The organism is Variovorax sp. P4_B10 (assembly GCF_056402375.1).
Genome location: NZ_JBFUHN010000011.1, coordinates 44,897 through 68,257, shown reverse-complemented (window position 1 = coordinate 68,257; position 23,361 = coordinate 44,897). Strand labels below are relative to the sequence as shown.

The following is a 23,361-nucleotide window of genomic DNA, read 5'->3' as shown; positions in this document are numbered from 1 at the left end:
GAGGCTCTTTCGTCGCTTCTTCGGTCATGTGACTTGCCAAGGGCCCGCGTGCCTTTGGCCGCGTGCAGATGAGCTTCCCCTTGGTGCATCGGCTGCACGCGTGGTTTTTCGACGGCCTCTCGAAATACCGCACCGCGCCCCTCTGGGCGAATGTGGTGCTGGTCGCTTCCGTCGCGTTGCTGGTGACCATGGTCGCCTTCTTCGGCGGGCCATCCGGCGCGCCGAAGCCCACGGCGATGCACATCACGCACGCCGACTGGCAGGTGACCGAAGCGCCGGGCTTCCGCGAGCCGTCGCTCCGCATGGACGGCAGGGCCTTGCCGGACACCTGGCAGCCCGTCGAGTTGCCCCTGGCCCTGCCCATCGCCCTGCTGCGCCAGGCCGATGGCCGCGCATTCGCCGGCGGGACCCGCACCACCTGGCTGCGGGTTTCCGCGCGCGACCTGCCCGTCGCCGCGGGGCCGCTCGCGCTCTACGGCGTGCGCATCAAGACCGACGGCACCATCGCCGTGTATGCCGATGGCCGGCTGGTCCACCGGGCGCAGGAGCAGGGACCGCTGTGGAACAGCACCCGCACGCCCCTCTGGGTCGTCGTGGAGAAAACGCCCGACGCAGCGCCGCTGAACGAGATCCTCATCCGCCTGGAGCACACGCGAAACACCCAGGTGGCGGTCTCCTCGCTGTGGCTGGGCCCCGTCGATGCGCTGAAGGACCGCTACAGGACGCGCGAGTGGCTCCAGCAGGACCTGCCGGCGATGCTCAGCGCGGCCTTCATGGCCGTGGGCCTCTTCGCCCTGTTCGTGTGGTTCAGGCGCCGCCACGAAACCGGCTACCTGCTCTTCTTCAACCTCGCCACCACGTCCTTCCTGCGGAGCCTGCATTTCTACGTGGGCCTTCCGGTGGCCAACGACTGGTTCGCCTGGCTGACGGTCAATGCCCTGTTCTGGCTGGTCGCGGTCGTGCATTTCGCGCTGCGCCAATTGCACGGCCGTCCGCTCAAGTGGCTGACCTGCGCGGTGGTCGCCTGGACCGTCCTGATCGGCGTGCTGACCCTGCCGGGGCTGGCGATATTGAGGAACACGCCGCAGGTCACGCCGCTGATCTACGTCGTCGCGGCATTGATGGGCGGGGCCGTCGCGCTGGTCGGCGGCGTCAGCGCCTGGCGCCGTTCCAACGAAGGGCGGCTGGTGGCCGTCGGCATCGGGGTGTGCGTGCTGCTGGGCCTGTCCGACTGGCTGCTGCAGAACAACTTCAGCAGCCCCGAGGGCTGGTACCTGGGCGCCTACACCAACGCGGTCACGTTCAGCGTCTTCGGGGCGCTGCTGTACCGGCGGTATGTCAATGCCATTGCCGAGGTGGAGCTGGTCAACGCCAGTCTGGCGGAGCGCCTGCAGGCGCGCGAAGCCGAGCTCGAACTCAGCCACCGCCGGCTGCGCGAGGTGGAGATGCGGCAGACCATCAGCGACGAACGCCAGCGCCTGATGCAGGACATGCACGACGGGCTGGGCTCGTCGCTCATCAGCGCGATCCGCTCGGTGGAGGGCGGCGGCATGAGCGACGACAAGGTCTCGCAGATGCTCAAGAGCTGCCTCGACGACCTGAAGCTGACCATCGACTCGATGGAGCCGCTCGAAGACGACCTGCTGCTGCTGCTGGCCACGCTGCGCTACCGGCTGGGTCCCCGGCTCGAGGACTCCGGTGTCGCCCTGCTGTGGGCGGTGCAGGAAATCCCTCCGCTCGACTGGCTCGATCCGACCCGTGCGCTGCACATCCTGCGCATCGTCCAGGAGAGCATCGCCAACATCCTGCGCCACACCCGCGCCACCGAGATCCGGGTGGGCACCGCGCCGGAAGCGGCGGGCGTGCGGGTGACCATCGAGGACAACGGCCAGGGCTTCGATGTCGAGAAGGCGCTGAACGGCGCCGGCGGGCGGGGCATGCAGAACCAGCAGCGCCGGGCCCAGGTCGTCGGAGGCACTGTCGGCTGGCGCTCGGGGCCTGCAGGCACGCTCTTCACGCTGTGGCTGCCGCTGAAGCGCGGAGCCCAAAAGGCGGCGTAGCGCCCGATTGTTCAGAGGCCCGGGGCCTCAGCCCGCCAGGCCCACGAACACGTTCTGCACATCGTCGTTCGCATCGATGGCCGCCAGGAAGACTTCGACTTCTTCGAGGTCTTCGGCGCTGAGGCTGGCCGGATCGACCGGGTTCTTGGGCTTGTAGCCCAGTTTGGCCGACAGCACGGTGAAGCCCTGGGCCGGCAGCGCGCGGCTCACGAGGTCGAGGTCGGCGGGGTCGGTCAGGAACACCGCGGCATGGCCTTCGCCGGCCGGTTCGAAGTCTTGTGCGCCGGCTTCGATGGCGGCCACTTCGGCGTCGGCGGTCGCACCCGAAGGCTCGGCTTCGATCATGCCGACGTGGTCGAAATCCCACGACACCGAGCCCGAGGTGCCCAGCTGGCCCTTGCGGAACAGCACGCGCATTTCAGGCGCGGTGCGGTTCACGTTGTCGGTCAGGCATTCGACCATCACGGGCACGCGGTGCGGCGCAAAGCCTTCGTACATCACATGCTCGAAATGCACCGCTTCGCCCGTGAGGCCTGCGCCTTTCTTGATGGCCCGGTCCAGCGTCTCCTTGGGCATCGAGACCTTGCGGGCCTGCTCCACCACCAGCCGCAGGCGCGCATTCGAGGCCGGGTCGGCGCCACTGCGCGCGGCGATCATGATTTCCTTGGCCAGTTTTCCGAACAGCCTGCCCTTGGCATTGGCGGCCAGATCCTTGTGTTTTGCTTTCCACTGTGCGCCCATGGCTGAGGTTCCTTCGATTTGGGGCGACTACTGTAGCTGGAGCGCGCCCGGGATGAAACCGGCGCCTCGTGCGGCATGGATGCGGACAGCAGTTTTCTCCAAGTCCTGGCGCCGGGGCGCCTCTATGCTTGCCCCTTTTCCTCCACGCATCCAGGTCACTCCACCATGCAATCCCTCGAAGTACGACAACAGCAGGCAGAAATTTTCCATGGGCTGCACGCCGGCCCCGCGCCATTGGTCCTCGTGAACGCGTGGGACGCGGCCAGCGCGCGCATCGTCGAGCGCGCCGGTGCCAAGGCCATCGGCACCACCAGCGCAGGCATGGCATGGGCGCTCGGCTACGCGGACGGCGAGCGCATGCCGGCCGGCGAGCTGCTCGCGGCTTGTGCGCGCATCTGCCGCGTGGCCCGCGTTCCGGTCACCGTCGATATCGAGCGCGGGTTCGGCCACAGCACGCAGGCGGTCTGCGACGTGGTGCGCGCACTGATCGACATGGGCGCCGCCGGCGTGAACATCGAGGACGGCACGCTGCCGGGCACGCGCGAACTGGCGCCGCCGGAGATCCTGTGCGAGCGCATCGACGCGCTGCGGCGGCTGGATGCGCGCTTCTTCATCAACGCGCGCTCCGACACCTACTTTGTTGCCAACGACGATCCCGCGGCGCGCTACGAAGACACGCTGCGGCGTGCGCGGCTCTACGCATCGGCGGGGGCCGACGGCATCTTCGTGCCGGGGATGGCAAGCCTCGAAGAGATCGCGGGTCTTGCAGGGGCGGTGTCCCTGCCCGTGAACGTCTACGCGGGCCACAGCAAGGCGCCTCCGGTCGAAGTCCTTGCAGGCGCGGGTGTACGGCGCATCAGCCTGGGATGCGGCCCCTTGCAGGCAGCGCTCGGATTGCTCGGCCGCATTGCCGCCGAAGCATTCGACAACAACGGCAGTTTCCGGGCGATGGGCGCCGAGATGCTGCCGGCCGGCGAAATCAACGCGCTCTTTCCATCCGCTCCCTGATCGAGCGGGGGTCGCGGCCATTTCCGGATCGATTGTTTCCGTTCCATGAACACCGTGGTTCCTTTTGCTAAGGGTTTTTACTTAGAAGCCGGCGCACAATTCATCCCACAGACCGGCCCCCAAGCCGATCTGGGTGAACAGGGCCCCGAGCGAGGTGGCCGCCCCCGCAGGGACGGTGACCCACCCAAGACCGGTTCGAAATCATCCGAAGCAAAAACTGAACTGAATTGAAGGAAATCCAAATGACCGCCTCGAAGATCCTCTCCGCCGTTGCTGTTGCCCTGATGGCCGTTGCCGGTGCCGCCCATGCCGAAAGCTATGAAGGCGTGCATCAACTGACCTCGGCGGCCAGCCGCGCCGATGTCGCCGGCCAGGCCGTGGTTGCCGCGCACAGCGCCAACCCGTACGCCACCGGTGCCAACGCAGGTCCGGCCCAAGTGATCGTTTCGTCGGCCAGCCGCTCGGCCGTCCGTGCCGAAGCCGTTGCCGCTGCACACAGTGCCGATCCGTATGCCGAAGGCGCTTCGTCGAACGTGGCCCCGATCGTCGCCGGCACGGTGGACCGCGCCACGGTGCGTGCCGCAGCCCGCGCTGCCGCTCGCGGCGACGCACTGCCGCTGTAAGTCATCCTCGGCGAGCGTCCGCTCCGGAAGCCGGCCCTGCGAAAGCAGGGGCCGGCTTTTTTCTTGCCGTCAGCGAGCGGCCAGCAGCCGCAGGCCGGCGATGAAGAAAGGCGCGCCGCCGGCGACGGCCGTGTCGTGCAGTTCGACGAACCACTGTGCCGGTGCGTCCCGGCCCGTGTCGTCCGGTGAGGGCTGCGCGCAAAGCTCGCACGCGTAGAGCACCCGGCCCACCCGTGTCGTGTTGTCGCGGACCGCGACCGCTTCGTCGCAGCATTCGTCCACCACCGCCCAGCGGCCATCGGGTTCGCCGCGGACCGACCGCCGCATCAGCCGCATGGCAATGCGTTCCGGCGCCGTCGTGCGCTCGCCCCGATGCGCCTCGGGCACCGTCGCCAGCAGGCGCAGTTCGAGCGGCTCGCCGACGCGAAAGCCTTCGCCGCGCTCCAGCGACATGCCGCCCAGCGCCACGCGCACACGCCGGCGTTCGCGCAGCGTCGTCACGACGAACACCGTCGTCAGCACCGAGAAAGCCGCAAACACCGGCAGTCCGACCAGCATCCAGAGCCACTGCCATCCGCCGGCCAGCGCCCAGGTCATCGCGTTGAAGCCGAAGAGGACGAAGAAGGCCAGCACGGCGAGCGCGACCAGCCATGCCACCCAGTCGCCGGCCGACTTTCGCACGCGTTCCGTTGCCTGCGGCGCGCTGGAAGTCCATGCTGTCGGTTGTGCCTCGGCCGGCGGCGGCAGGCCGACCTCCGCGGCCTGGTAGCGGCCGTCGGGCGAGGCGTATCCGTCGCCTGGCGCCTGTCCGGACTCATGGGCGATCAACGCAACGGAAGGATGAAGTCGGGTCATGGCAGGGAGGCGAGGAAGGCGCCGAGCATGCCATGCCGCACACGGCGGTCTGATAAGCTGCCTCGCCTTTCCCATCGACCCGTTCCTTCCACATCCTGTCCTTGCGAACGCATCGCGCATGTCGTCCGAAGAAACCCTGCGCCGCTGGCGCCTGATCCTCGGCCGCTATGCGGCGCAGCCCCTGTCGCAGACGGCGTTCTCGTCCAGCGACTGGAAGCTCGACCAGGCGCTCGAATACCTCTACGGCCGCGAATACGAAGGCCGCGGCCTCGCCAGGCCGAGCGGCGGCCCCGGCTCGCTCGACCCGAGCCAGCTGCGCGCGGTCGACTGGCTCAACCGCTCGCGCAAGCTCTTCCCGCAGGACGTGTTCGAGCGCATGCAGACGCAGGCCATCGACCGCTACCAGCTCACCGACCTGCTCAACGACCCGGCGGTGCTGCGCTCGCTCGACGCCACGCCGGGCCTCGCCAAGGCGCTGCTCGGCATGCGCGGCCGGCTGTCGAGCCAGATGCGCGACGCGGTGCGCGAGGTGATCCAGAAGACCGTCGACGAGATCACGCGCAAGCTCAAGAACGATTTCATCAACGCGCTCGTCGGCCGGCGCAACCGCATGCGGCGCTCGCACATCAAGAGCGCGCAGAACTTCGACGCGCGCGCCACCATCGCGGCCAACCTCAAGCACTACGACGTGGAGCGCAAGCAGCTCGTCATCGAGCATCCGCGCTTCAACGCGCGTGTGAAGCGCAACCTGCCCTGGGACGTGGTGCTGTGCGTGGACCAGAGCGGCTCGATGATGGATTCGGTGATCTACAGCGCCGTCATCGCGGGCATCATGAGTTCGCTGCCCGCGGTGCGCGTGAAGCTCGTGGTGTTCGACACCGCCGTGGTCGACCTCACGCACATGGCGCACGACCCGGTCGAGGTGCTGCTCACGGTGCAGCTCGGCGGCGGCACCGACATCGGCCGCGCGGTGTCGTACTGCGAGTCGCTCGTCGGCAACCCGCAGCGCACGGTGTTCGCGCTCATCAGCGACTTCATGGAAGGCGCGGCGCCCGGGCCGTTGCTGGCCGCGGTGCAGCGCATGGCGCAGTCCCGCGTCACGCTGCTCGGGCTGGCCGCGCTCGACGAGTCGGCCAATCCCGTCTACGACCGGCAGATGGCGCAGCGGCTCGCGGACAAGGGCATGCACATCGCGGCGCTCACGCCGACGCATTTCGCGCAATGGCTCGCCGAGGTGATGAACTGATGGCCTGGTACGACGGCTATCGCGCCTACGACGACGACACCCTCGCCACGCTCGCGAACCCCGGCCTGCTGCGCCGTGCTGCCAAGGACGTGGAGGCCGGCAAGGTCGAGTGGGCCGAAGAGGGCGCCGAGCGTGGCGTGGTGGCGGCCGACGGCCATCGCGTGCAGCTCGATGCGCGCGGCCCGCAGCAGGCGCGCTGCGACTGTCCGGCACCCGGCATCTGCAAGCACATCCTCGGCGCGGCGTTGTGGCTCAGGGCGCTGGAGCCCGCCGCATCGAACGACGCGGCCGTGGCGCAGGAAGCGCCCGCCGGGCCCGACCCGCTCGTGGAGATCCTCGCGCTCGATGCCGCGGCGCTCTTCAAGGCGGCGGGCGTGGCTGCGGTGCGGCGCGCCGCGGCGGCGGCCAGCAGTGCCATCGAATGGCGGGTGCAGGGCGGCGCGCTCGTCATGGACCTGCCCGAACTCGGCGCATCGTGCCGCTGGGTGGCCGGCGCGGGCTACGCGGGCATGGTGTCCGAGGTGCCGGCCGCCGAGCGCAAGGCCGTGCACCTGATCGCCATCGCCGCGCTGCGCAGTGCGCATGGCCAGCCCCTGCCGTGGCCCGAAGGCGCGCAGCCCGTACCGGTCGAAGACACGGCGCGCCTCGGCGAGCGCGAGCGCGCCTTCCTGCTGCAGGTCGAATCGATGCTGCAGGAGCTGCTGACCGGTGGCCTCTCGCATGTGAGCGAGCTGACCTCGGCACGCCTGCTGGCACTCAACATGTCGGCGCGCGGCGAAGGCCTGCCGCGCCTTGCGGCCTTGCTGCGCAACCTCGGCGGAACGGTCGACCTGCTGGTGCGGCGCGACCACCGCGCCGAAGAGCGCGATGCCTTCGCGCTGATGGCACGCATCCATGCCCTGTGCGCCGCCCTCGCGCAGGCCGAGGGCGATCTCGCGGCTGCCTTGCGCGGCCGGCTGCGCCGCGACTTCGATGAAGCCGCCGCGCTCGACCTGCTGCCGCTCGGTGCCCACTGGTGGCAGACCCGCGGCGGCGCGCGCGGCCTCACGGTGGCGTTCTGGGACCTGGGCGGCGCACGCGTGCTGCAGGCCACGCTGGCGCGGCCCGACGGCACCGACACCGCCTTCACGCGCAGCGGCGCATGGTCTGCGAATGCGCTGTGGTCGGGCGCCGGCGCGGCGCAGCGCGTGTGCGAAGCCCCATTGCGGCTCGAACAGCCCCGGCTCGCCGAAGACGACCGCCTGGCACTCGGCGGCGCCACGCGGGCCCAGCCCCTGCCTGCATGGGCCGAGGACGATCCGCGCCTGAAGGAGATCGGCTGCGGCAACTGGGCCGAACTCGGCCAGCGCCTGCGCGCCGCCACCGGGCTCGCGGCCGAGCCCTTCGACGCGGTGCTGCTGCGCCCCGCCGACACCCGGCTGCCCGTGCTCGACGAAGCGCAGCAGCGGCTCGACTGGCTGGTGCAAGACGACGCGGGCCAATGGCTGCGGCTCGGCATCCCGGTTGGCCCCGAACACCGGCAGCGTGTCGACAACCTCGACCGCTTCACCGCGCGGCGCGCGCCCGTGCATGCGGTGCTGGTGCGCATCGAGCGCTCCGCCGCCAGCACCGAGCTGATGCCCATCGCCGTGCTGAGCAGCGACGCGAAGAAGAAGCTGCAGGCGGTGTCGCTCGATTTCGCGGGCGAGGCGGCGCGCACCACTTCGCTCGCCAACCGCATCCTGCGCATGTTCGAGGCGCGGCAGCAGCAGCGGCAGGCGGCGCCCATGGGCGCGCCCACGCTGTCGGCGCGCCTGCTCGCCCCGGTGATCGACGTGGCCGAGACGCAGGCCGCGACCGGCCGCATGGCGCTGACGGCACCGCAGCGGCAACGCCTGCACGATGCGCTCGACCGCACCGGCTCGGTCGGCCTCGAGGTGCTGGTGCATGCGCTGCGCGCGCACCTCGCCGCGCCGGCCGCGGTGCCGCTGCTGAAGCTGGGCTTTCTCTGCCAGTTGCTGGGTGAGCTCGACGGACTGCCCGAGCACCCGCAGGCGCAGATGCAGGCGATTTAGAACCTTAGATTTCTTTTGCGGGCGCGCGCGGGTCGATGGCCAAAGCGTCATCGCCAACTGCCAAAATCATCGGTTGCTAAGAGGAGAACGCATGGGATTTCTGGACAAGATCTTGGGCGCCGTCACGGGCGGCGCCAGCCCCAGGGCCGAGGGAGGCCTCACGCGCGAGCAAGCGAACCTGCTGGAGCAGGCCGCCGCATGTTTCGAGAAAGCAGGCAAGGAACTGCCGGCCAAGGCCACCGCGTTCCTTGTCGATGGCACACAGGAAACCGTGCTGCTCGACCTGCAGGCCGCCCGCTCCTTCGAGCCCGGCCACCTGCTCGGCGACCCCGGCCGCCTGCGCTGGGGCTTCAGCAACTACCAGAACAAGCCGCTGGAGAAGATCGGCAACAGCAGCCTCGAGCAGCGCGGCCGCTTCTACGCCAGCGTGAGCGCCGATGCACCGCCGCTCGATGCGCTGGTGCGGCTGGGCAAGCTGCTCGCGGCGGCCGATGGCGGCCAGTCGCTCGAGCATCCCGGCGCGGCCGTGCCCGACTGGCTGCAGTACCTCGTCAACGACGCGGTGTTCGCGAGCTTCAACAAGTTCTGCTCCAACACCGGCGACCGCGACCTCGCCAAGCACCGTCCCGCGTGGACCGTGCACCTCATCGCGACCCTGCTGGCGCACGAGGGGCTCGACCCGAAGCTCGCCCTGCAGGAAGTGTTCGAGCGCAAGGGCCTCGACAGCTGGTACCACGACCGGCTCGACAGCCTCGTCGACGCCCCCGCCGTGGCCGACCACATGCGCAGCCACCGCGAAGCCACCGAGGCCTTGCCCGCGCAGCTCTCGGCTGCGGGCCGCGTGCTGCTGGCCAAGCGCATCGGCAAGGACAGGACGCTGCTGAACGACTTCGCGCCGCTGTTCGTGCGGCTCGCCATCGACGGCAGCAAGACGGTGCGCGCCGAAGCGACCCCGCACCTCGAAGGCATCGCCGAAGCGCAGCGGCTCGAACTGCTCGGGCAGTTGCTGAAAGACGGCGACACCGCGCAGCGCACGCAGGCCGCCGAGCTGCTCGCGCGCCTGCCCGGCGATGCCGCGCGCGCATTGCTCGCCGCAGCGGCCGAAACCGAGACCAGCAAGGCCGTGCAGCAGGCCATCCGCTCGGCCCTGTCGCGGCTCGACGCGGCGGGCGATGCGGGCGAGCTCGAACTGCCCGAGCCGCCGGCCTGGCAGCCTTTCGAAGACCAGCCGCTCGGCGAAGACGCCGTGCAGCTGCTGATCGCCAACCGCATCGAACTGCTCGAGAAGAGCCGCGTCGCGGCCGAGGCCGAGATCGAGGAGAACAAGGCCTCCACGCAGACGCACAAGTACAAGTGGCGCCAGGAAAGCTACACCGCCCACAAGAAGCTCAGTGACGACGACATGCGCGTGGTGGTGCGCGTGCTCAACGGCCAGGGCAGCAAGCACGACCAGAACCGCGTCAAGAACAGCCAGCTGCAGCAGGTCGTGAGCTTGGGCAATCGCCTGCAGGCGCTGCCGGGTTTCGGCATGCCGCACCTGATCCGCTGGCTGGGCGTGTCGCGCCACTGGACCAGCTTCTGGTTCGACGACGGCTTTCACAAGTGGCTCGGCCGCCAGCCCGTGGGCGCGGTCGACCTGCGCGCGCTGGCCGAGTTGCTGAAGCGTTCCGGCATGCCGATCGACGACGTGGCCCACACGGCGCTCTTCCAGTACTGGAACCAGGCCTCGGCGGTCGACGTGCTGCCGGCCGACCGCGTGTGGCCCTTCTTCGCCGAGCACCCCGAGTACATCGACGAAGGCCTGGGCCTCATCGCGCCGCCCAAGCGCGAAGGGCGCCAGACCCAGCTCGACATGAACTCGACCCTGCGCACGCTGGCCATCTTCCCGACCGTGCAGGCGCGCTGGCTGCCGCGCGTGATGGAGCTGGCGCTCGGCGAAGGCAAGACGCACCGCGCAGCCGCGCAGAAGGCGCTGTCGATGCTGCCCGACATCGGACGGCGCGTGGTCGAGTCGCTCGACGCCACCAAGAGCGAGGTGCGCATCGAGGCCGCCGGCTGGCTGGCCGAACTCAAGTACGCCGATGCCGTGCCCGCGATCACCAAGGGGCTCGAGAAGGAGACGCGCGAAACCGTGCGCGCGGCCTACCTCACCGCGCTCGAAGCGCTGGGCGACGACATCTCGCCCCGGCTCGCGCCGGCGATTTTGCTGGCCGAGGCGAAGAAGGGCCTGAAGGCCAAGCCGCCCGCCGGCCTCGCCTGGTTCTCGCTCGACGCCCTGCCGGCCTGCAAGTGGCTGGACGGCAGCGCGGTCGAGCCCGAGATCCTGCGCTGGTGGGTGGTGCTCGCCTGCAAGCTCAAGGAGCCGGGCGGCAACGCGCTGCTCACGCGCTACCTGGGCCTGCTCGAGGGGCCAGGACGACAGGCCATCGGCAGCCTGGTGCTGCGCCAGTTCATCGCGCAGGACACGCGCCACCCCTCGCTCGACGAAGGCATCGCCTACGCCAACGCCACAGCGCCGCAGCGCTACCAGGGCAACCAGCAGCGCTACCAGAACGCCAAGGCCGAGCACAAGCAGTACTACGAGACGGACTTCCAGAAGACACAGGAGCAGGTCTTCGAGGAATGCAAGCGCGAGAAGATGAGCGAGTACCTCGGCAGCGCCATCGGCGAGAAGGGCATCCTGGCCCTCACCGCGCAGGCGCCGGGGCACGAGGTGGTGTCGCTGCTGCAGCAGTACATGCGCGACCACTACCAGCGCCGCTCGCAGATCGAAGCCATGCTCGAAGGCGTGGCGCCGGGCAACGACCCGGTGGTGATCCAGCTGCTGCTCGGCATCTCGCGCCGCTACCGCACGGCCTCGGTCCAGGAGAAGGCGCGCGCGCTGGTGCAGCAGATCGCCGACCGCAACGGCTGGACGCAGGACCAGCTCGCCGACCGCACCATCCCCACCGCGGGCCTCGACGACACCGGCAAGCTCGAGCTCGCCTATGGCGACCGCACCTTCACCGTGGTGCTCGACGCCGCCATGAAGCCCGAGCTGCGCAACCCCGAGGGCAAGGTCGTCAAGGCGCTGCCCGAGCCGCGCCAGAACGACGACCCGGCCCTCATCAAGGAGGCCAAGGCGCAGTTCTCGACCAGCAAGAAAGAGCTCAAGCAGGTCATCGACCTGCAGACCGCGCGCCTGTTCGAGGCTATGTGCACCGGCCGCGTCTGGCCGCAGGCCGAGTGGCGCGAGTACCTGCATCGGCATCCGGTGGCGGGGCGGCTGATCCAGCGGCTGGTCTGGCTGGAACTGGACGCGGGCGGCCAGGTCCGCGGCAGCTTCAGGCCCACCGAGGACGGCAGCCTGATCGACACCCAGGACGACGAGGTCGAACTCGCCGCCGACAGCCAGCTGCGCCTGGGCCATGCCTCGCTGGTCGACGAGGCCACCGCCAATGCCTGGAACAAGCACTTCAAGGACTACAAGCTCGCGCCGCTCTTCCCGCAGATGACGCGCAAGCCGCCGGCGGTCGCGTTCACCGACGACAAGGGCCACGCGGTCAGCGAGATCAACGACCGCCTGGGCTGGATCAGCGACACCTTCACCCTGCGCGGCAGCTTCACCAAGCTCGGCTACCAGCGCGCGCAGGCCGAGGACGGCGGCTTCTTCTACCAGTACACCAAGGAATTCTCGACCGCGGGTGTGCGCGTGGCCATCGAGTTCTCGGGCAACACCCTGCCCGAGGAGAACGTGCCTGCCGCGCTCAAGACCCTGGGCTTCGAGGACATGAAGGCCCGCGGCTACGGCGACCGCGCGCTGCCGCTGTCGGGCGTGCCGCCGGTGCTGCTGGCCGAGGCCTATGCCGACTACCTGGCCATCGCCCAGGCCTGCGCGGGCTTCGATGCCGGGTGGGAAAAGAAGATGCCGTGGTAGGCCGGTCGTGCAGCGCCGAAAGGCGCATTGCCTTGGCGCGGTGCATGAATCATGATGGTGGCGCGGAAGGGATGGCCGCCCAGCCTCATGCTTTCGCATTACTGCGCGGATGCGGTGCGGACACGCGAAAATACGACGGCGTTCCTGCCACAGAAAAGAAAGCATGATCGGTCGCCGCTGAGGCGACAACCCAACACGCATGGCTCTCACACTCGACCCTGAAGATACGCGCGGACGCATCCACGATCTCGTGTGGTGCGGCTTCTATCCCGATGCCGATGTCGAGTGGATGATCACCGATGAATACCTCGACCCCGACGAGCTCACGAGCGAGGACCGGGCCTGGGTGAAGGCCGAAGCCTCTGCCGCCTGCGCCAACAAGCGCGCCGCCGAGGCCGAGTGGCCGGCGCAAACGGAGTACGACCGGCTCGAAGCCGTGTTCGCCCAGTTGCGCAGCGAAAAGATCATTGCGCTGCACCGCGCCGGCAACACGCTGTCCGACGGCCATGACGATGTGCGCGAACAATGGCGCGCTGCCGGGCGGCTCGCTTCCGGCATTCGCGGCTGCTGCTTTTATCACTCGCAGGATCTCGATACGGCGGTGCGCACCGGCCGGCTGCACCTGGCGTTCAGCGGCGGCATGATTCCCGAGATCGAGCAGCGCGAGGCCAACACCGTGGTGGTGGGCCACCGCATCGTCGAGCTGCTGCGTGCCGCCGGCTTCGAGGCGCACTGGAGCGGCGACATCAACGAGCGCATCGAGGCCGACCTCGGCCAATGGCGCAAGCGAGGTCCGTCGGTGTGAGCGCCCCGGCCTGGCAGCCGCCGCGCCGCATCGATGCCATCGACTTCTGGCTGCGTTCCCGGCTGCAGGCCACCGCCCATGCGCTGCGCGAGGCGCTGCAGGCCTCACTCGCCGCCACACCAGCGGCTACGATCGCCAAGGGCTGACCCGCAGCGAAAAACCAGCAGCAACAACACCATGAGCACCGGCACTTCACCGTCTTCCTCCCCCGCCACCCAGGCCGTGCGCCTGGCCCCCGAGGCGCGCTATGCGGCCGAGCTCGCGCGCCTGCAGGCCGCCGACGCCGACGCGCGGCCCACCGGCTGGAAGCTCTCGCCGCGCGCGGTGCGGCGCTTCATCCTCGGCGACGAGAAACTGCAGGTGAGCCGCAAGTTCTACGGCGACGATCCGCTGGTGGACCGCGCGATCGTCACGCTCATGGGCCACCAGGGCCTGATGCTCGTGGGCGAGCCGGGCACCGCGAAGTCGCTGCTCTCGGAGCTGCTCGCGGCCGCCATCAGCGGCGATTCGGGGCTCACGGTGCAGGGCACGGCCGGCACCACCGAGGACCACATCAAGTACAGCTGGAACTACGCGCTGCTGCTGGCCGAAGGGCCGAGCCAGCGCGCGCTGGTGCCATCGCCGCTCTACCAGGCGATGCGCGCGGGCAAGCTGGTGCGCTTCGAGGAAATCACGCGCTGCCCGCCCGAGATCCAGGACGTGCTGATCTCGCTGATGAGCGACAAGCAGCTCATGATTCCCGAGCTGGGCGACGATGCCCGGCTCTACGCCCAGCGCGGCTTCAACATCATCGCCACCGCCAACCTGCGCGACCGCGGCGTGCACGAGATGTCGTCGGCGCTGAAGCGCCGCTTCAACTTCGAAACGGTGAAGCCGATCCGCGACCATGCCTTCGAGGTCGAGCTGGTGATGGCGCAGCTGCAGCGCGAACTGGACGGCGGCGGCGAGTCGCCGGTCGATGTGCCGCGCGACGTGGTGGCGCTGCTGGTCACCACCTTCCAGGAGCTGCGCGCGGGCCAGACGCAGGACGGCACCGCCATCAAGGGCCTCGATGCCGTGATGTCCACCGCCGAGGCGGTGAACGTGGCCTACGCGGCGGCCCTGCAGGCACGCCATTTCAACGACGGCAAGCTCACGGCGCGCGAGATCGCGGGCCAGCTGCAGGGCGTGGTGCTGAAGGACAGCAGCGACGACGTGAAGCGCGTGCGCCACTACTTCGACACCGTGGTGCGCGAGCGCGGCAAGCGCGACGCGCAATGGAAGACCTTTCACGACGCGGCGCGCGCGCTGTGGCAATAGCAGCAGCGGAAGACGGCCGCGTCCTGCCTGCGGCGCTGGAGGCCGCGCGCGGCCGGCTGTTCGGCGAGGAGGGCGTGTTCTTCGTGCCGGTGCGGCACCACAGCCCGGCCTGCGCGTTCGCATTGCGCGGGTTGCTGCGCGAGATCCAGCCCGCGGCGGTGCTGATCGAGGGGCCCGACGATGTGGGCGCGCTGATGCCGCTGCTGCAGCACGCGCAGACCCGGGCGCCCGTCGCCTGGTTGTGCCAGAGCACGCGCCAGGTGCCGGCCGAGGACCCCGATGCGGAAGAAAAGACGCGCACCGAATCGCGCACCTCCTTCTTTCCGTTCTGCGACTACAGCCCCGAGTGGATCGCCGTGCGCGAAGGCGCGGCGCTCGGCGCGCAGCTCGGGCTGATCGATCTTCCCTGGAGCGACAAGGCCTGGCACCGCAACGAGAGCGAAGAAGAAGGCGATGCCCGCGACGCCGCGCGCAGCCTGATGGAAGAGCGCTATTTCGCGCACAGCCGCTACCTGAACGCGTTGACCTCGCAGCTCGGCTGCGTCGACCACCAGGAGCTGTGGGATCGGCTGTTCGAGCTGCGCACGACGGCCGCGCTCGGCGACTGGCGCGCCTTCTTCTGCGACGTGTTCAGCTGGTGCGCGATGGCGCGGCTCGACTACGAGCCCGAGGTGCTGGAGGCCGAGCAGAGCCTGCCGCGCGAACGCCACATGGCCGCGCACATCCGCCGCTGGCGCAACGAGGTGAAGGGGCCGATCGTCGTGGTGACGGGCGGCTTCCACACGCTCGAGCTCGTCAACCAGTGGCAGAAGGCCAAGCCTTCGAAGGCGCCGGCCACGTCCACCGCGAAGGATGCCAACGCGGTCGATGCCTGGCTGATCCGCTACAGCTTCGAGCGCCTCGATGCGCTCAACGGCTATGCCTCGGGCATGCCCTCGCCGGGCTACTACCAGCAGGTGTGGGAACGGCTGGAGGCCGGCGAGGCCGACCCCTTCACCGCGGTGACGCTCGACAGCCTCACGCGTTTTGCGCGCCAGACCCGAGCGCAGGACCAGGTCGATGCGGTGTCCACCGCGCTGGTGCAGGCCGCCGCCGCGCAGGCCATGCGGCTCGCGGCGCTGCGCGGCAATGCAGGGCCGGGCCGCCAGGATTTGCTCGATGCGATCCGCTCCTGCTTCATCAAGGGCGCGATCGACGAGGGCACGCGCGGCTTCACGGCCGACCTGCGGAATTTCCTGAGCGGCACGCGCATCGGCGACGTGCCGCCGTCGGCCGGCTCGCCGCCGCTGATCGAAGACGCGCGCCGGCTCGCGCGCGCGGCCGGCGTGCGGCTGGACGACAGCACGGCGCGCGTGGCGCGGCTCGATCTCTACCGCAAGCCCTCGCACCGCGAGCGCAGCCGCTTCTTCCATGCGATGTCGTACCTCGATGCGGGGCTCGGCACCTGGCTCGCGGGGCCGGACTTCCTCGGCAACAGCCGGCTGCACATCCTGTTCGAGGAGTGGCGCGCCGCCTGGTCGCCGCTGGTCGAGGCGCGGCTGATCGAGCTGGCAGCCGATGGTGCGAGCGTGGAGGCGGTGTGCATGGCCAAGCTGCGCAAGGAAGAAGCCGCGCTCGCCGACCAGGGCCGCGGGCGCAGTGCGAGCGCGGCCGTGACGCTGCTGCTGCGCGCCTGCCTGGTCGGCCTGCAGTCGCGCCTGCCGCAACTGCTGTCGATGCTCTCGACGCACCTCGATGAAGATGCCGCGCTCGGCTCGGTGGTCGACTGCGGCCACCGGCTCGTCACGCTGTGGCGGGCGCGCGAGCCGCTGGGCGTGCAGCAGCATCCGCAACTGCGCAGCCTGCTGGAGCGCGTGTGGCCGGCGGCGCTGTTCCTGCTGCCCGACGTGGGGCCGTGCCCGGAAGAGGCCGAGGCGGGCGCGGTGAAGCAACTGCTGTCGCTGCGCGAACTCGGGCGCCTGCTCGCTGCATTGAAAGACGAATTCGGCGAGGACGGCCAGGCCATCGATCTCGATCTTCTGCGCGCCCAGATGGAGCGCTTCGCGACCGGTGCGGCGGTCGCGCCGGCCGTTGCGGGCGCGGCATCGGCCTTGCTGTACCTCGACGGCCATTGGGACGAGCACGCGCTCGAAACCGTGGTGCGGCAGCGTTTCGGCGCGGGCGCCCAGCCGCGTGAGGCGGTGCGCTTCCTCAATGGCGTGATGGCCGCGGCGCCCGAGCTGCTGCTGCGCCTGCCCGCGCTGCTGGAAGGGCTCGACAGCCTGGTGAGCGGCTGGGACGCCGAGGCCTTCGTGGCCCACCTGCCCGATCTGCGCCAGGCCTTCACGCGCCTCAAGCCGCAGGAAACCGCGGACCTCGCGGGCCGTGTCGCCGGCCTGCATGGCTTGGGCGAGGCGCAGGGCGAATCGCTCTACCAGGTGCACTACGAAACCACCGAGCACGACCTGCACGAAGGCGCACAGCTGCAGCTCGCACTGGCCGACTGCCTGCGGCGCGATGGCCTCGCCGCATGGCTGACGGCCGTGGGCAAGACCACCGAAAGCGCCACTTCATGACCATCGACCTCCAGACGCTCAAATGCGGCGAATGCGGCAGCAGCGTGCTCAAGCGCACCGGCCTCAACGAATACACCTGCGACCACTGCGGCTCGGTCACGCTGGTGGAAGACAACGTGTCCGACCGGCTCGAGCGCGTGCTCGACCAGGTCAAGAACGAGGCCGGCCGGCGGCTCGCGGCCGAAGAGGCGCTCAGGCAGAAGCTGCTGCTGCGCAAGATCGGCATCGGCGTGATCGCCGTGCTCGGCGTCGTCCTGATGGGGCGCGTCGTCGAGGTGTTCTTCGATTCGCGCAGGCCGGCCGATTCGCAACGACCCGTGGCCGCTTCGGCGGTCGACCGCACCATCCCGACGGACGGCCTGAAGCTCGGCGAGCCGCGGCAGGTGCTCGTGGGCAGCGGCAGTTCGGCGGTGCCCAAGCTGCTGGTGGTGGCGCGCAATGAAACCGGCAGGCCGCTGTCGCGCACCGGCATCCGGGCCGCGTACTTCGACGGCGACAGCCGGCTCGACGAGCGCACCGAGACGCTGCCGGTCTTCGTGCTCGAACCGGGCGAGAGCGTGCCCGCGCTGATCGACATGCCGAGCGGAAAGAACGTCACGCGGCAGGAGCTGCGCGTGCAGAAGCTGTCGGAGCCCTACAACGCGGTTCAGGGGCCGCGCATGGCGTTCTCGCGCGTGCGGCTGGTGCAGCAGGGCGAGCGCGTGCGGCTGGTGGGGCGCATCGTCAACGCGCGCAAGGACACGGCCATGCTCGGCGGCATCGACGTGCTGGCCACGCTGTACGACGATGCCGGGCAGGTGATCGGCTTCGGCCACGGCTATGCGCAAGCCAACGAACTCAAGCCCGGCGCGCAGACCTCGGTGGACGTGAGCATCGCCCGCTTCGGCCGCGCGGCCGCGATTGCGGCCTGGGACTACCGCATTGGCTACAACACGCTCGATGCCGCCGGCGCACGCACCCCGGTGCTGAATGCCGACCGGGTGATCCGCACCGCGGGCGGCCCCGAGGCCTTCAACCCCGACCTGCGCCTGAGCACCGAAGACCTGCTGGCCGACGACAGCGAGCGCTTCGACGCGAAGCAGCTCGAGCTGCTGCCGTTGGTGGCGGGGCGCAGCAGCATCCAGCGGCCGCTGTTCCTGGCCGAGCTGGTGAACCACAGCACCGACGCGGTCGTCGTCGCGCCGGGCGGCGTGATCTCGCGCTTCGGCGGCAGCAAGGCCGACGGCACGAGCAACATCTCGGGGCTGGCCTACCTGTACCCCGGCGAGCGCTTTCCGATCCTGCTCGAGGCGAACGCGGTGGACCGCATCACCCAGACCCGTATCGAATGGAAGCCGATGCGCCGCGCCGCGCTGCCGGGCCCGCGCACGCCGCTGGAGGTGCAGGTGACGGGCACCAAGGCCGAAACCAACAGCGTGCTGCTCAATTTCAGCCAGCGCTTTCTCTACAAGAGCGTCGAGGTCACGGGCAAGGTGAGGAACCCCGGCAACACCATCGTCGGCAAGGTGCGGCTGTGGGTCAGCCTGCGCGACCGCAACGGGCAGCTCACCGGCTTCAGGCTGGTCGAGAACCTGCCGGCCATCGCGCCGGGCGAGAGCGTGCCGTTCCAGGTCGACGTGGAGCAGCACGGCCGCGACTTCGCGAGCGTGACGACGCTATACCAAACCGAATAGCCCCGTGCGCGACGGCATCGGGCCGTTCGCGCCATGATGGCGCCATGATTCCGTTATCGATCCTCGACCTTTCCCCGATCACCGAGGGCAGCGACGCCGCACAGTCGTTCCGCAACTCGCTCTCGCTGGCGCAGCACGGCGAGAAGCTCGGCTACACGCGCTACTGGCTGGCCGAGCACCACGGCATGCCGGGCATTGCGAGCGCGGCCACGGCGGTGCTGCTGGCGTCCATCGGGGCGGGCACCTCGACCATCCGCATCGGGGCCGGCGGCGTGATGCTGCCGAACCATTCGCCGCTGGTGATCGCCGAGCAGTTCGGGACGCTGGAGTCGCTGTATCCGGGGCGCATCGACCTGGGCCTCGGGCGTGCGCCGGGTTCCGATCAGCGCACGGCGCGGGCCCTGCGGCGGAACCTCGAATCGGATGCGGACCAGTTTCCGCAGGACGTGGTCGAGCTGATGGACTTCATGTCGAAGTCGCCGCAGCAGCCGGTGCGGGCCGTGCCCGGGGCGGGGCTTGAAGTGCCGGTGTGGATCCTCGGGTCCAGCACCTTCGGTGCGCAGCTGGCCGCCCATCTGGGCCTGCCCTACGCCTTTGCCTCGCACTTCGCGCCGCAGCAGATCATGCAGGCGATCCAGATCTATCGCGAGACCTTCAAGCCTTCGGCGCAGTTGCAGAAGCCGTACGTGATGCTGGGCTTCAACGTGTTCGCGGCCGACACCGACGAGGAGGCCGAGTTCCGCGCCACATCCTGGCAGCAGGCCTTCGTGAATTTGCGCAGCGGCCGGCCGGGGCGCCTGCCGCCGCCGGTGGAGAACTATCGCCAGAAGGTCGGGCCGGCGGAGAACGCGCTGCTCGACTCGGTGCTTTCCTGCTCTGCAGTCGGCTCGGTCGAGACGGTGAAGAAGGGCGTCGAGGCCTTCGTCGCGCGCACCGGCGCCGACGAGCTGATGATCACCTCGCAGGTGTTCGACCATGTCGCCCGGCTGCGCTCCTACGAGTTGCTGGCCGGGGCGTTCAAGTAGACAGCATTAGGCCCGCTTGCGGACTTCCTCGTCGACGAGGTCCTTCTTCGACAGCTTGCCCACGGCCGTCTTGGGAAGCTCCGCGCGAATCTCCAGGGCGCCGATCATCTCGTGCTTGCCGAGGCGATCCTTGAGGAACAGCTTGAGCGCATCGAGCGTGAGTTCGGCCGCCCCGTCCTTCAGCTTGACGAAGGCCTTGGGCGATTGCCCCCGGTAGTCGTCCGGCACCCCGATCACGCAGACCTCCGCCACGGCGGGGTGCTCGTAGATGGACTCCTCCAGCACGCGCGGATAGACGTTGTACCCGCCGCACAGCAGCATGTCCTTCGTGCGATCGACGATGTAGAAGTACCCGTCCGCATCCATCTTCGCCACGTCGCCGCTGCGGAAGTAGCCATCCGGAGTCATCGACTCGGCCGTGGCCTTCGGGTTGTTCCAGTAGCCCTTCATCACGTTCGGTCCCTTGACGCACAGCTCGCCCGGTTCGCCGAACGCGGTGACGTCCTTCGCCGGATCGTCCAGGCTCACGAGCTTGATCTGCACGCGGGGCAGCGGCATGCCGCACGAGCCGGCCTTGCGCACGCCGCGCGCGGGCGTGAAGGTGCCGACCGGCGAGGTCTCGGTCATGCCCCAGCCTTCGTTGAGGTGGCAGCCCGTGAGCGCGAAGAAACGCTGCTCCACTTCCACCGGCAGCGGTGCACCGCCCGAGCCGCAGAACTTGAGCGAGCGCAGGTCCATCTCGTTCGCCTTCGGATGGGCCAGGATCGCGGTGTACATCGTCGGCACACCGGGGAACACGGTGATCCTGCTGGCGGCCAGCTCGTTCATCACGGCATCGACGTCGAAGCGCGTGTGCAGCACCAGCGCCGCGCCCAGGCGCACGCCGAGCAGCATGGCGGCGCTGAGCGCGAAGATGTGGAAGAGCGGCAGCACGACCAGGAAGCGCTCGGTGCCTTCGCCCAGGATCGGCGGATCGCCCTTGGTCGACTCGCAGTACTGCGCGGAGGCCGAGGTGAGGTTGGCGTGGGTGAGCATCGCGCCCTTGGGCAGGCCGGTGGTGCCGCCGGTGTACTGCAGCACCACGATCTCTTCGGCGAGGTCGCCGAGCGGATAGGTCCGGTGGCGGCCCTCGCTCTGCAGCAGCGCGGTGAAGGACACATGGCGGTCGTCTGCCGGCACGGGCGCGATCTGGCCGGCGGCCTGCAGCTGGGCATGCACCTTGTCGCGCGCCGCGCCGTAGTCGCTCAGGCTGCCGACCACCAGCTTCTGCAGGCGCGAGTTGTCCAGCAGCCGTGCCATCTGCGGGTAGAGATTGACCAGATCGAGCGTGATCAGGATGTCGGTGCGGCTGTCTTCGATCTTGTGCGCCAGCACGCGCTCTGCATCGAGCGGCGAGTAGTTCACCACCGTGCCGCCGGCCTTGAGCACGGCGAAGAAGGCGATCGGGTAGTGGGGCGTGTTCGGCAGGTAGAGGCCGACGTGCACGCCCGGCTTCACCCCCAGGTCCTGCAGCCCCTTGGCGGCGCGGTCCACCGCGGCACCGAGTTCGCGGTAGGTGATGACCTGGTCCATGAACTCGACGGCGGAGCACTCGGGCCAGCGCGCGACGGCTTCGTCGAGCATCTGCTGGACCGGCTTGACGGGCAGCTCGGCGTCCCAGCGCATGCCGGGCGGGTACGCGCGTGTCCAGGGGGTGTTGCCAGGCGCTTCGACTGGCGAGGAGGGGTTGACCATGGGGTTGTCTCCGGTCTGATGGGGGATCTCATGGGCGGATCGATGCCGCCTTTTGGGGCACTGTAGCGCCGGGTCCGCGGCATGGGGGGTGTGGCCTGACAAGCCGGAGACAGGGGATTTCACCGATTTCCCACACGCCGGAAGCCCCTACCCCGGGGCTGGGACAATGGCGGGCTTATGGCAAAGCAACGGATCGTGGTGGGACTGAGCGGCGGGGTGGACTCCGCGGTCACGGCGCACCTGCTCAAGCAGCAGGGGCACGAGGTGGTCGGCATCTTCATGAAGAACTGGGAAGACGACGACGACAGCGAATACTGCTCGTCGAACATCGACTTCGTGGACGCCGCCAGCGTGGCGGACGTGCTGGGCATCGAGATCGAGCACGTCAACTTCGCGGCCGACTACAAGGACCGCGTGTTCGCCGAGTTCCTGCGCGAGTACAAGGCGGGCCGCACGCCGAACCCCGACGTGCTGTGCAACGCCGAGATCAAGTTCAAGGCCTTTCTCGACCATGCGATGCGGCTGGGCGCCGAGAAGATCGCCACCGGGCACTACGCGCGGGTGCGCCGCAACGAAGCCACGGGCAAGCACGAGCTGCTGAAGGGGCTCGACCCCTCCAAGGACCAGAGCTACTTCCTGCACCGTCTGAACCAGGCGCAGCTGTTGAAGACGCTGTTCCCGGTCGGCGAGCTGCACAAGACCGAGGTGCGCCGCATCGCGGCCGAGATCGGCCTGCCCAACGCGAAGAAGAAGGACTCGACCGGCATCTGCTTCATCGGCGAGCGGCCGTTCCGCGAGTTCCTGAACCGCTATATCTCGAAGGAGCCGGGTCCGATCAGGGACGATCGCGGCCGCAAGCTCGGCGAGCACCAGGGCCTGAGCTTCTACACGCTGGGCCAGCGGCAGGGGCTGGGCATCGGTGGCGTCAAGGAAAAAGGCGCGCAGCGCGGATCGGGCGACCACTCGCCCTGGTTCGTGGCGCGCAAGGACGTCGAGAAGAACACGCTCTGGGTGGTGCAGGGGCACGACCATCCCTGGTTGTTGTCTTCGTCGTTGAAGGCCGACGACGCGAGCTGGGTCGCAGGCGAGGCGCCCGTGCCGGGCGGCTATGGCTCGAAGGCGCGCTACCGGCAGGCCGACGCGGGCTGCGAGATGGCCGATGGCGCCAACGGAGCCTTCAGCCTGCGCTTCGGCGAGCCGCAATGGGCGGTCACGCCCGGGCAGTCGGCCGTGCTCTACGACGGCGAGCGCTGCCTCGGAGGCGGCGTCATCGTCTGACCGGGGAAGGCCGCACCGATTCGTCGATGTGTATCAGTGCTAGCGGATGGCGCTGGCCGGCCAGGTAGTCTTCCACGCACTGCAGCAGCAGCGGGCTGCGATGCCGCGCCACGCTGGCTCGGATTTCGTCGGGCGTCATCCACAGGGTGCGCACGATGCCTTCGTCGAGCGCGCGGCCTTCTTCGCGTGCGCCGAGCACGCCGGCGAAGGCGAAGCGCATGTAGGTCACGTCTTCTCCCTGCTCGGCCTGTGGGCGAGCGCGTGCCATGTAGACGCCGATCAGTGCGGTCGGGGTGAAGTGATGGGCGGTTTCCTCGAGCGTCTCGCGCACGCAGCCCTCGGCCGGCGATTCGCCGGGGTCGAGGTGGCCTGCAGGCGTGTTGAGCCTGAGGCCGTCGGCGGCATGCTCTTCGACCAGCAGGAACCGGCCGTCTTGTTCGATCACCGCGGCCACGGTGACGTTGGGCTTCCAGCGCGCGGCCATGGGAC

17 protein-coding genes are annotated in these 23,361 nt (G+C 69.3%); 13 read left to right on the top strand and 4 right to left on the bottom strand.

Going from position 1 to position 23,361, the window contains the following annotated elements; all coding sequences use genetic code 11:
* The first annotated feature begins 68 nt into the window (after positions 1–68).
* A complete protein-coding gene (locus AC1DXX_RS07975) occupies positions 69–2,060 on the top strand; it encodes a sensor histidine kinase (RefSeq protein ID WP_478133637.1) in 1,992 nt (663 codons plus the stop codon).
* 27 nt (positions 2,061–2,087) lie between these two features.
* Here the strand turns inward: AC1DXX_RS07975 and AC1DXX_RS07970 are convergent, their stop codons facing one another.
* Positions 2,088–2,801, bottom strand: a complete 714-nt coding sequence (locus AC1DXX_RS07970; RefSeq protein WP_478133636.1) for a YebC/PmpR family DNA-binding transcriptional regulator — start codon at positions 2,799–2,801, stop codon at positions 2,088–2,090.
* Positions 2,802–2,966: 165 nt separating this feature from the next.
* Between AC1DXX_RS07970 and AC1DXX_RS07965 the strand changes: the two genes are divergently transcribed.
* A complete protein-coding gene (locus AC1DXX_RS07965) occupies positions 2,967–3,809 on the top strand; it encodes an isocitrate lyase/PEP mutase family protein (protein WP_478133635.1) in 843 nt (280 codons plus the stop codon).
* A 242-nt stretch (positions 3,810–4,051) separates the two neighbouring features.
* Positions 4,052–4,432, top strand: a complete 381-nt coding sequence (locus tag AC1DXX_RS07960; RefSeq protein ID WP_478133634.1) for a helicase SNF2 — start codon at positions 4,052–4,054, stop codon at positions 4,430–4,432.
* Positions 4,433–4,501: 69 nt separating this feature from the next.
* Here AC1DXX_RS07960 and AC1DXX_RS07955 read toward each other — a convergent pair whose 3' ends face one another.
* A complete protein-coding gene (locus AC1DXX_RS07955) occupies positions 4,502–5,287 on the bottom strand; it encodes a hypothetical protein (protein ID WP_478133633.1) in 786 nt (261 codons plus the stop codon).
* 118 nt (positions 5,288–5,405) lie between these two features.
* On the opposite strand from AC1DXX_RS07955, the gene AC1DXX_RS07950 reads away from it, so the two are divergent.
* The 9 genes from AC1DXX_RS07950 (at position 5,406) to AC1DXX_RS07910 (ending at position 19,860) form a co-directional block, all read left to right on the top strand.
* Entirely contained in the window at positions 5,406–6,533 is a 1,128-nt protein-coding gene (locus tag AC1DXX_RS07950; protein WP_478133632.1) for a VWA domain-containing protein, read from the top strand.
* A complete protein-coding gene (locus tag AC1DXX_RS07945) occupies positions 6,533–8,587 on the top strand; it encodes an SWIM zinc finger family protein (RefSeq protein ID WP_478133631.1) in 2,055 nt (684 codons plus the stop codon). Before AC1DXX_RS07950 ends, AC1DXX_RS07945 begins: the two co-directional genes overlap by 1 nt.
* Before the next feature lie 91 nt (positions 8,588–8,678).
* Positions 8,679–12,503, top strand: a complete 3,825-nt coding sequence (locus AC1DXX_RS07940) for a DUF4132 domain-containing protein (RefSeq protein ID WP_478133630.1) — start codon at positions 8,679–8,681, stop codon at positions 12,501–12,503.
* A gap of 199 nt (positions 12,504–12,702) precedes the next feature.
* A complete protein-coding gene (locus AC1DXX_RS07935) occupies positions 12,703–13,308 on the top strand; it encodes a DUF6891 domain-containing protein (protein WP_478133629.1) in 606 nt (201 codons plus the stop codon).
* A complete protein-coding gene (locus AC1DXX_RS07930) occupies positions 13,305–13,454 on the top strand; it encodes a hypothetical protein (RefSeq protein WP_478133628.1) in 150 nt (49 codons plus the stop codon). Before AC1DXX_RS07935 ends, AC1DXX_RS07930 begins: the two co-directional genes overlap by 4 nt.
* A gap of 31 nt (positions 13,455–13,485) precedes the next feature.
* Positions 13,486–14,607: an ATP-binding protein gene (locus AC1DXX_RS07925; protein ID WP_478133627.1), complete on the top strand. Its 1,122-nt coding sequence runs from the start codon at positions 13,486–13,488 to the stop codon at positions 14,605–14,607.
* A complete protein-coding gene (locus AC1DXX_RS07920; protein WP_478133626.1) occupies positions 14,598–17,162 on the top strand; it encodes a DUF5682 family protein in 2,565 nt (854 codons plus the stop codon). Before AC1DXX_RS07925 ends, AC1DXX_RS07920 begins: the two co-directional genes overlap by 10 nt.
* Positions 17,159–18,835, top strand: a complete 1,677-nt coding sequence (locus AC1DXX_RS07915) for an FxLYD domain-containing protein (RefSeq protein WP_478133625.1) — start codon at positions 17,159–17,161, stop codon at positions 18,833–18,835. The genes AC1DXX_RS07920 and AC1DXX_RS07915 overlap by 4 nt, the downstream gene beginning before the upstream one ends.
* A 44-nt stretch (positions 18,836–18,879) precedes the next feature.
* On the top strand, positions 18,880–19,860 hold the full coding sequence (locus tag AC1DXX_RS07910) for an LLM class flavin-dependent oxidoreductase (protein ID WP_478133624.1): 981 nt from the start codon (positions 18,880–18,882) through the stop codon (positions 19,858–19,860).
* A gap of 6 nt (positions 19,861–19,866) precedes the next feature.
* Here AC1DXX_RS07910 and AC1DXX_RS07905 read toward each other — a convergent pair whose 3' ends face one another.
* Positions 19,867–21,594, bottom strand: coding sequence for a long-chain-fatty-acid--CoA ligase (locus AC1DXX_RS07905; RefSeq protein WP_478133623.1), 1,728 nt, complete (start codon positions 21,592–21,594; stop codon positions 19,867–19,869).
* 177 nt (positions 21,595–21,771) lie between these two features.
* Here AC1DXX_RS07905 and mnmA point away from each other — a divergent pair, with 177 nt between their 5' ends.
* The gene (gene mnmA / locus AC1DXX_RS07900; protein ID WP_478133622.1) at positions 21,772–22,872 is read left to right on the top strand and encodes a tRNA 2-thiouridine(34) synthase MnmA; all 1,101 of its coding nucleotides are present in this window, start codon (positions 21,772–21,774) and stop codon (positions 22,870–22,872) included.
* On the opposite strand, the gene AC1DXX_RS07895 is transcribed toward mnmA, so the two are convergent.
* Entirely contained in the window at positions 22,862–23,356 is a 495-nt protein-coding gene (locus AC1DXX_RS07895) for an NUDIX hydrolase (protein ID WP_478133621.1), read from the bottom strand. The genes mnmA and AC1DXX_RS07895 overlap by 11 nt on opposite strands.
* Positions 23,357–23,361 lie beyond the last annotated feature (5 nt).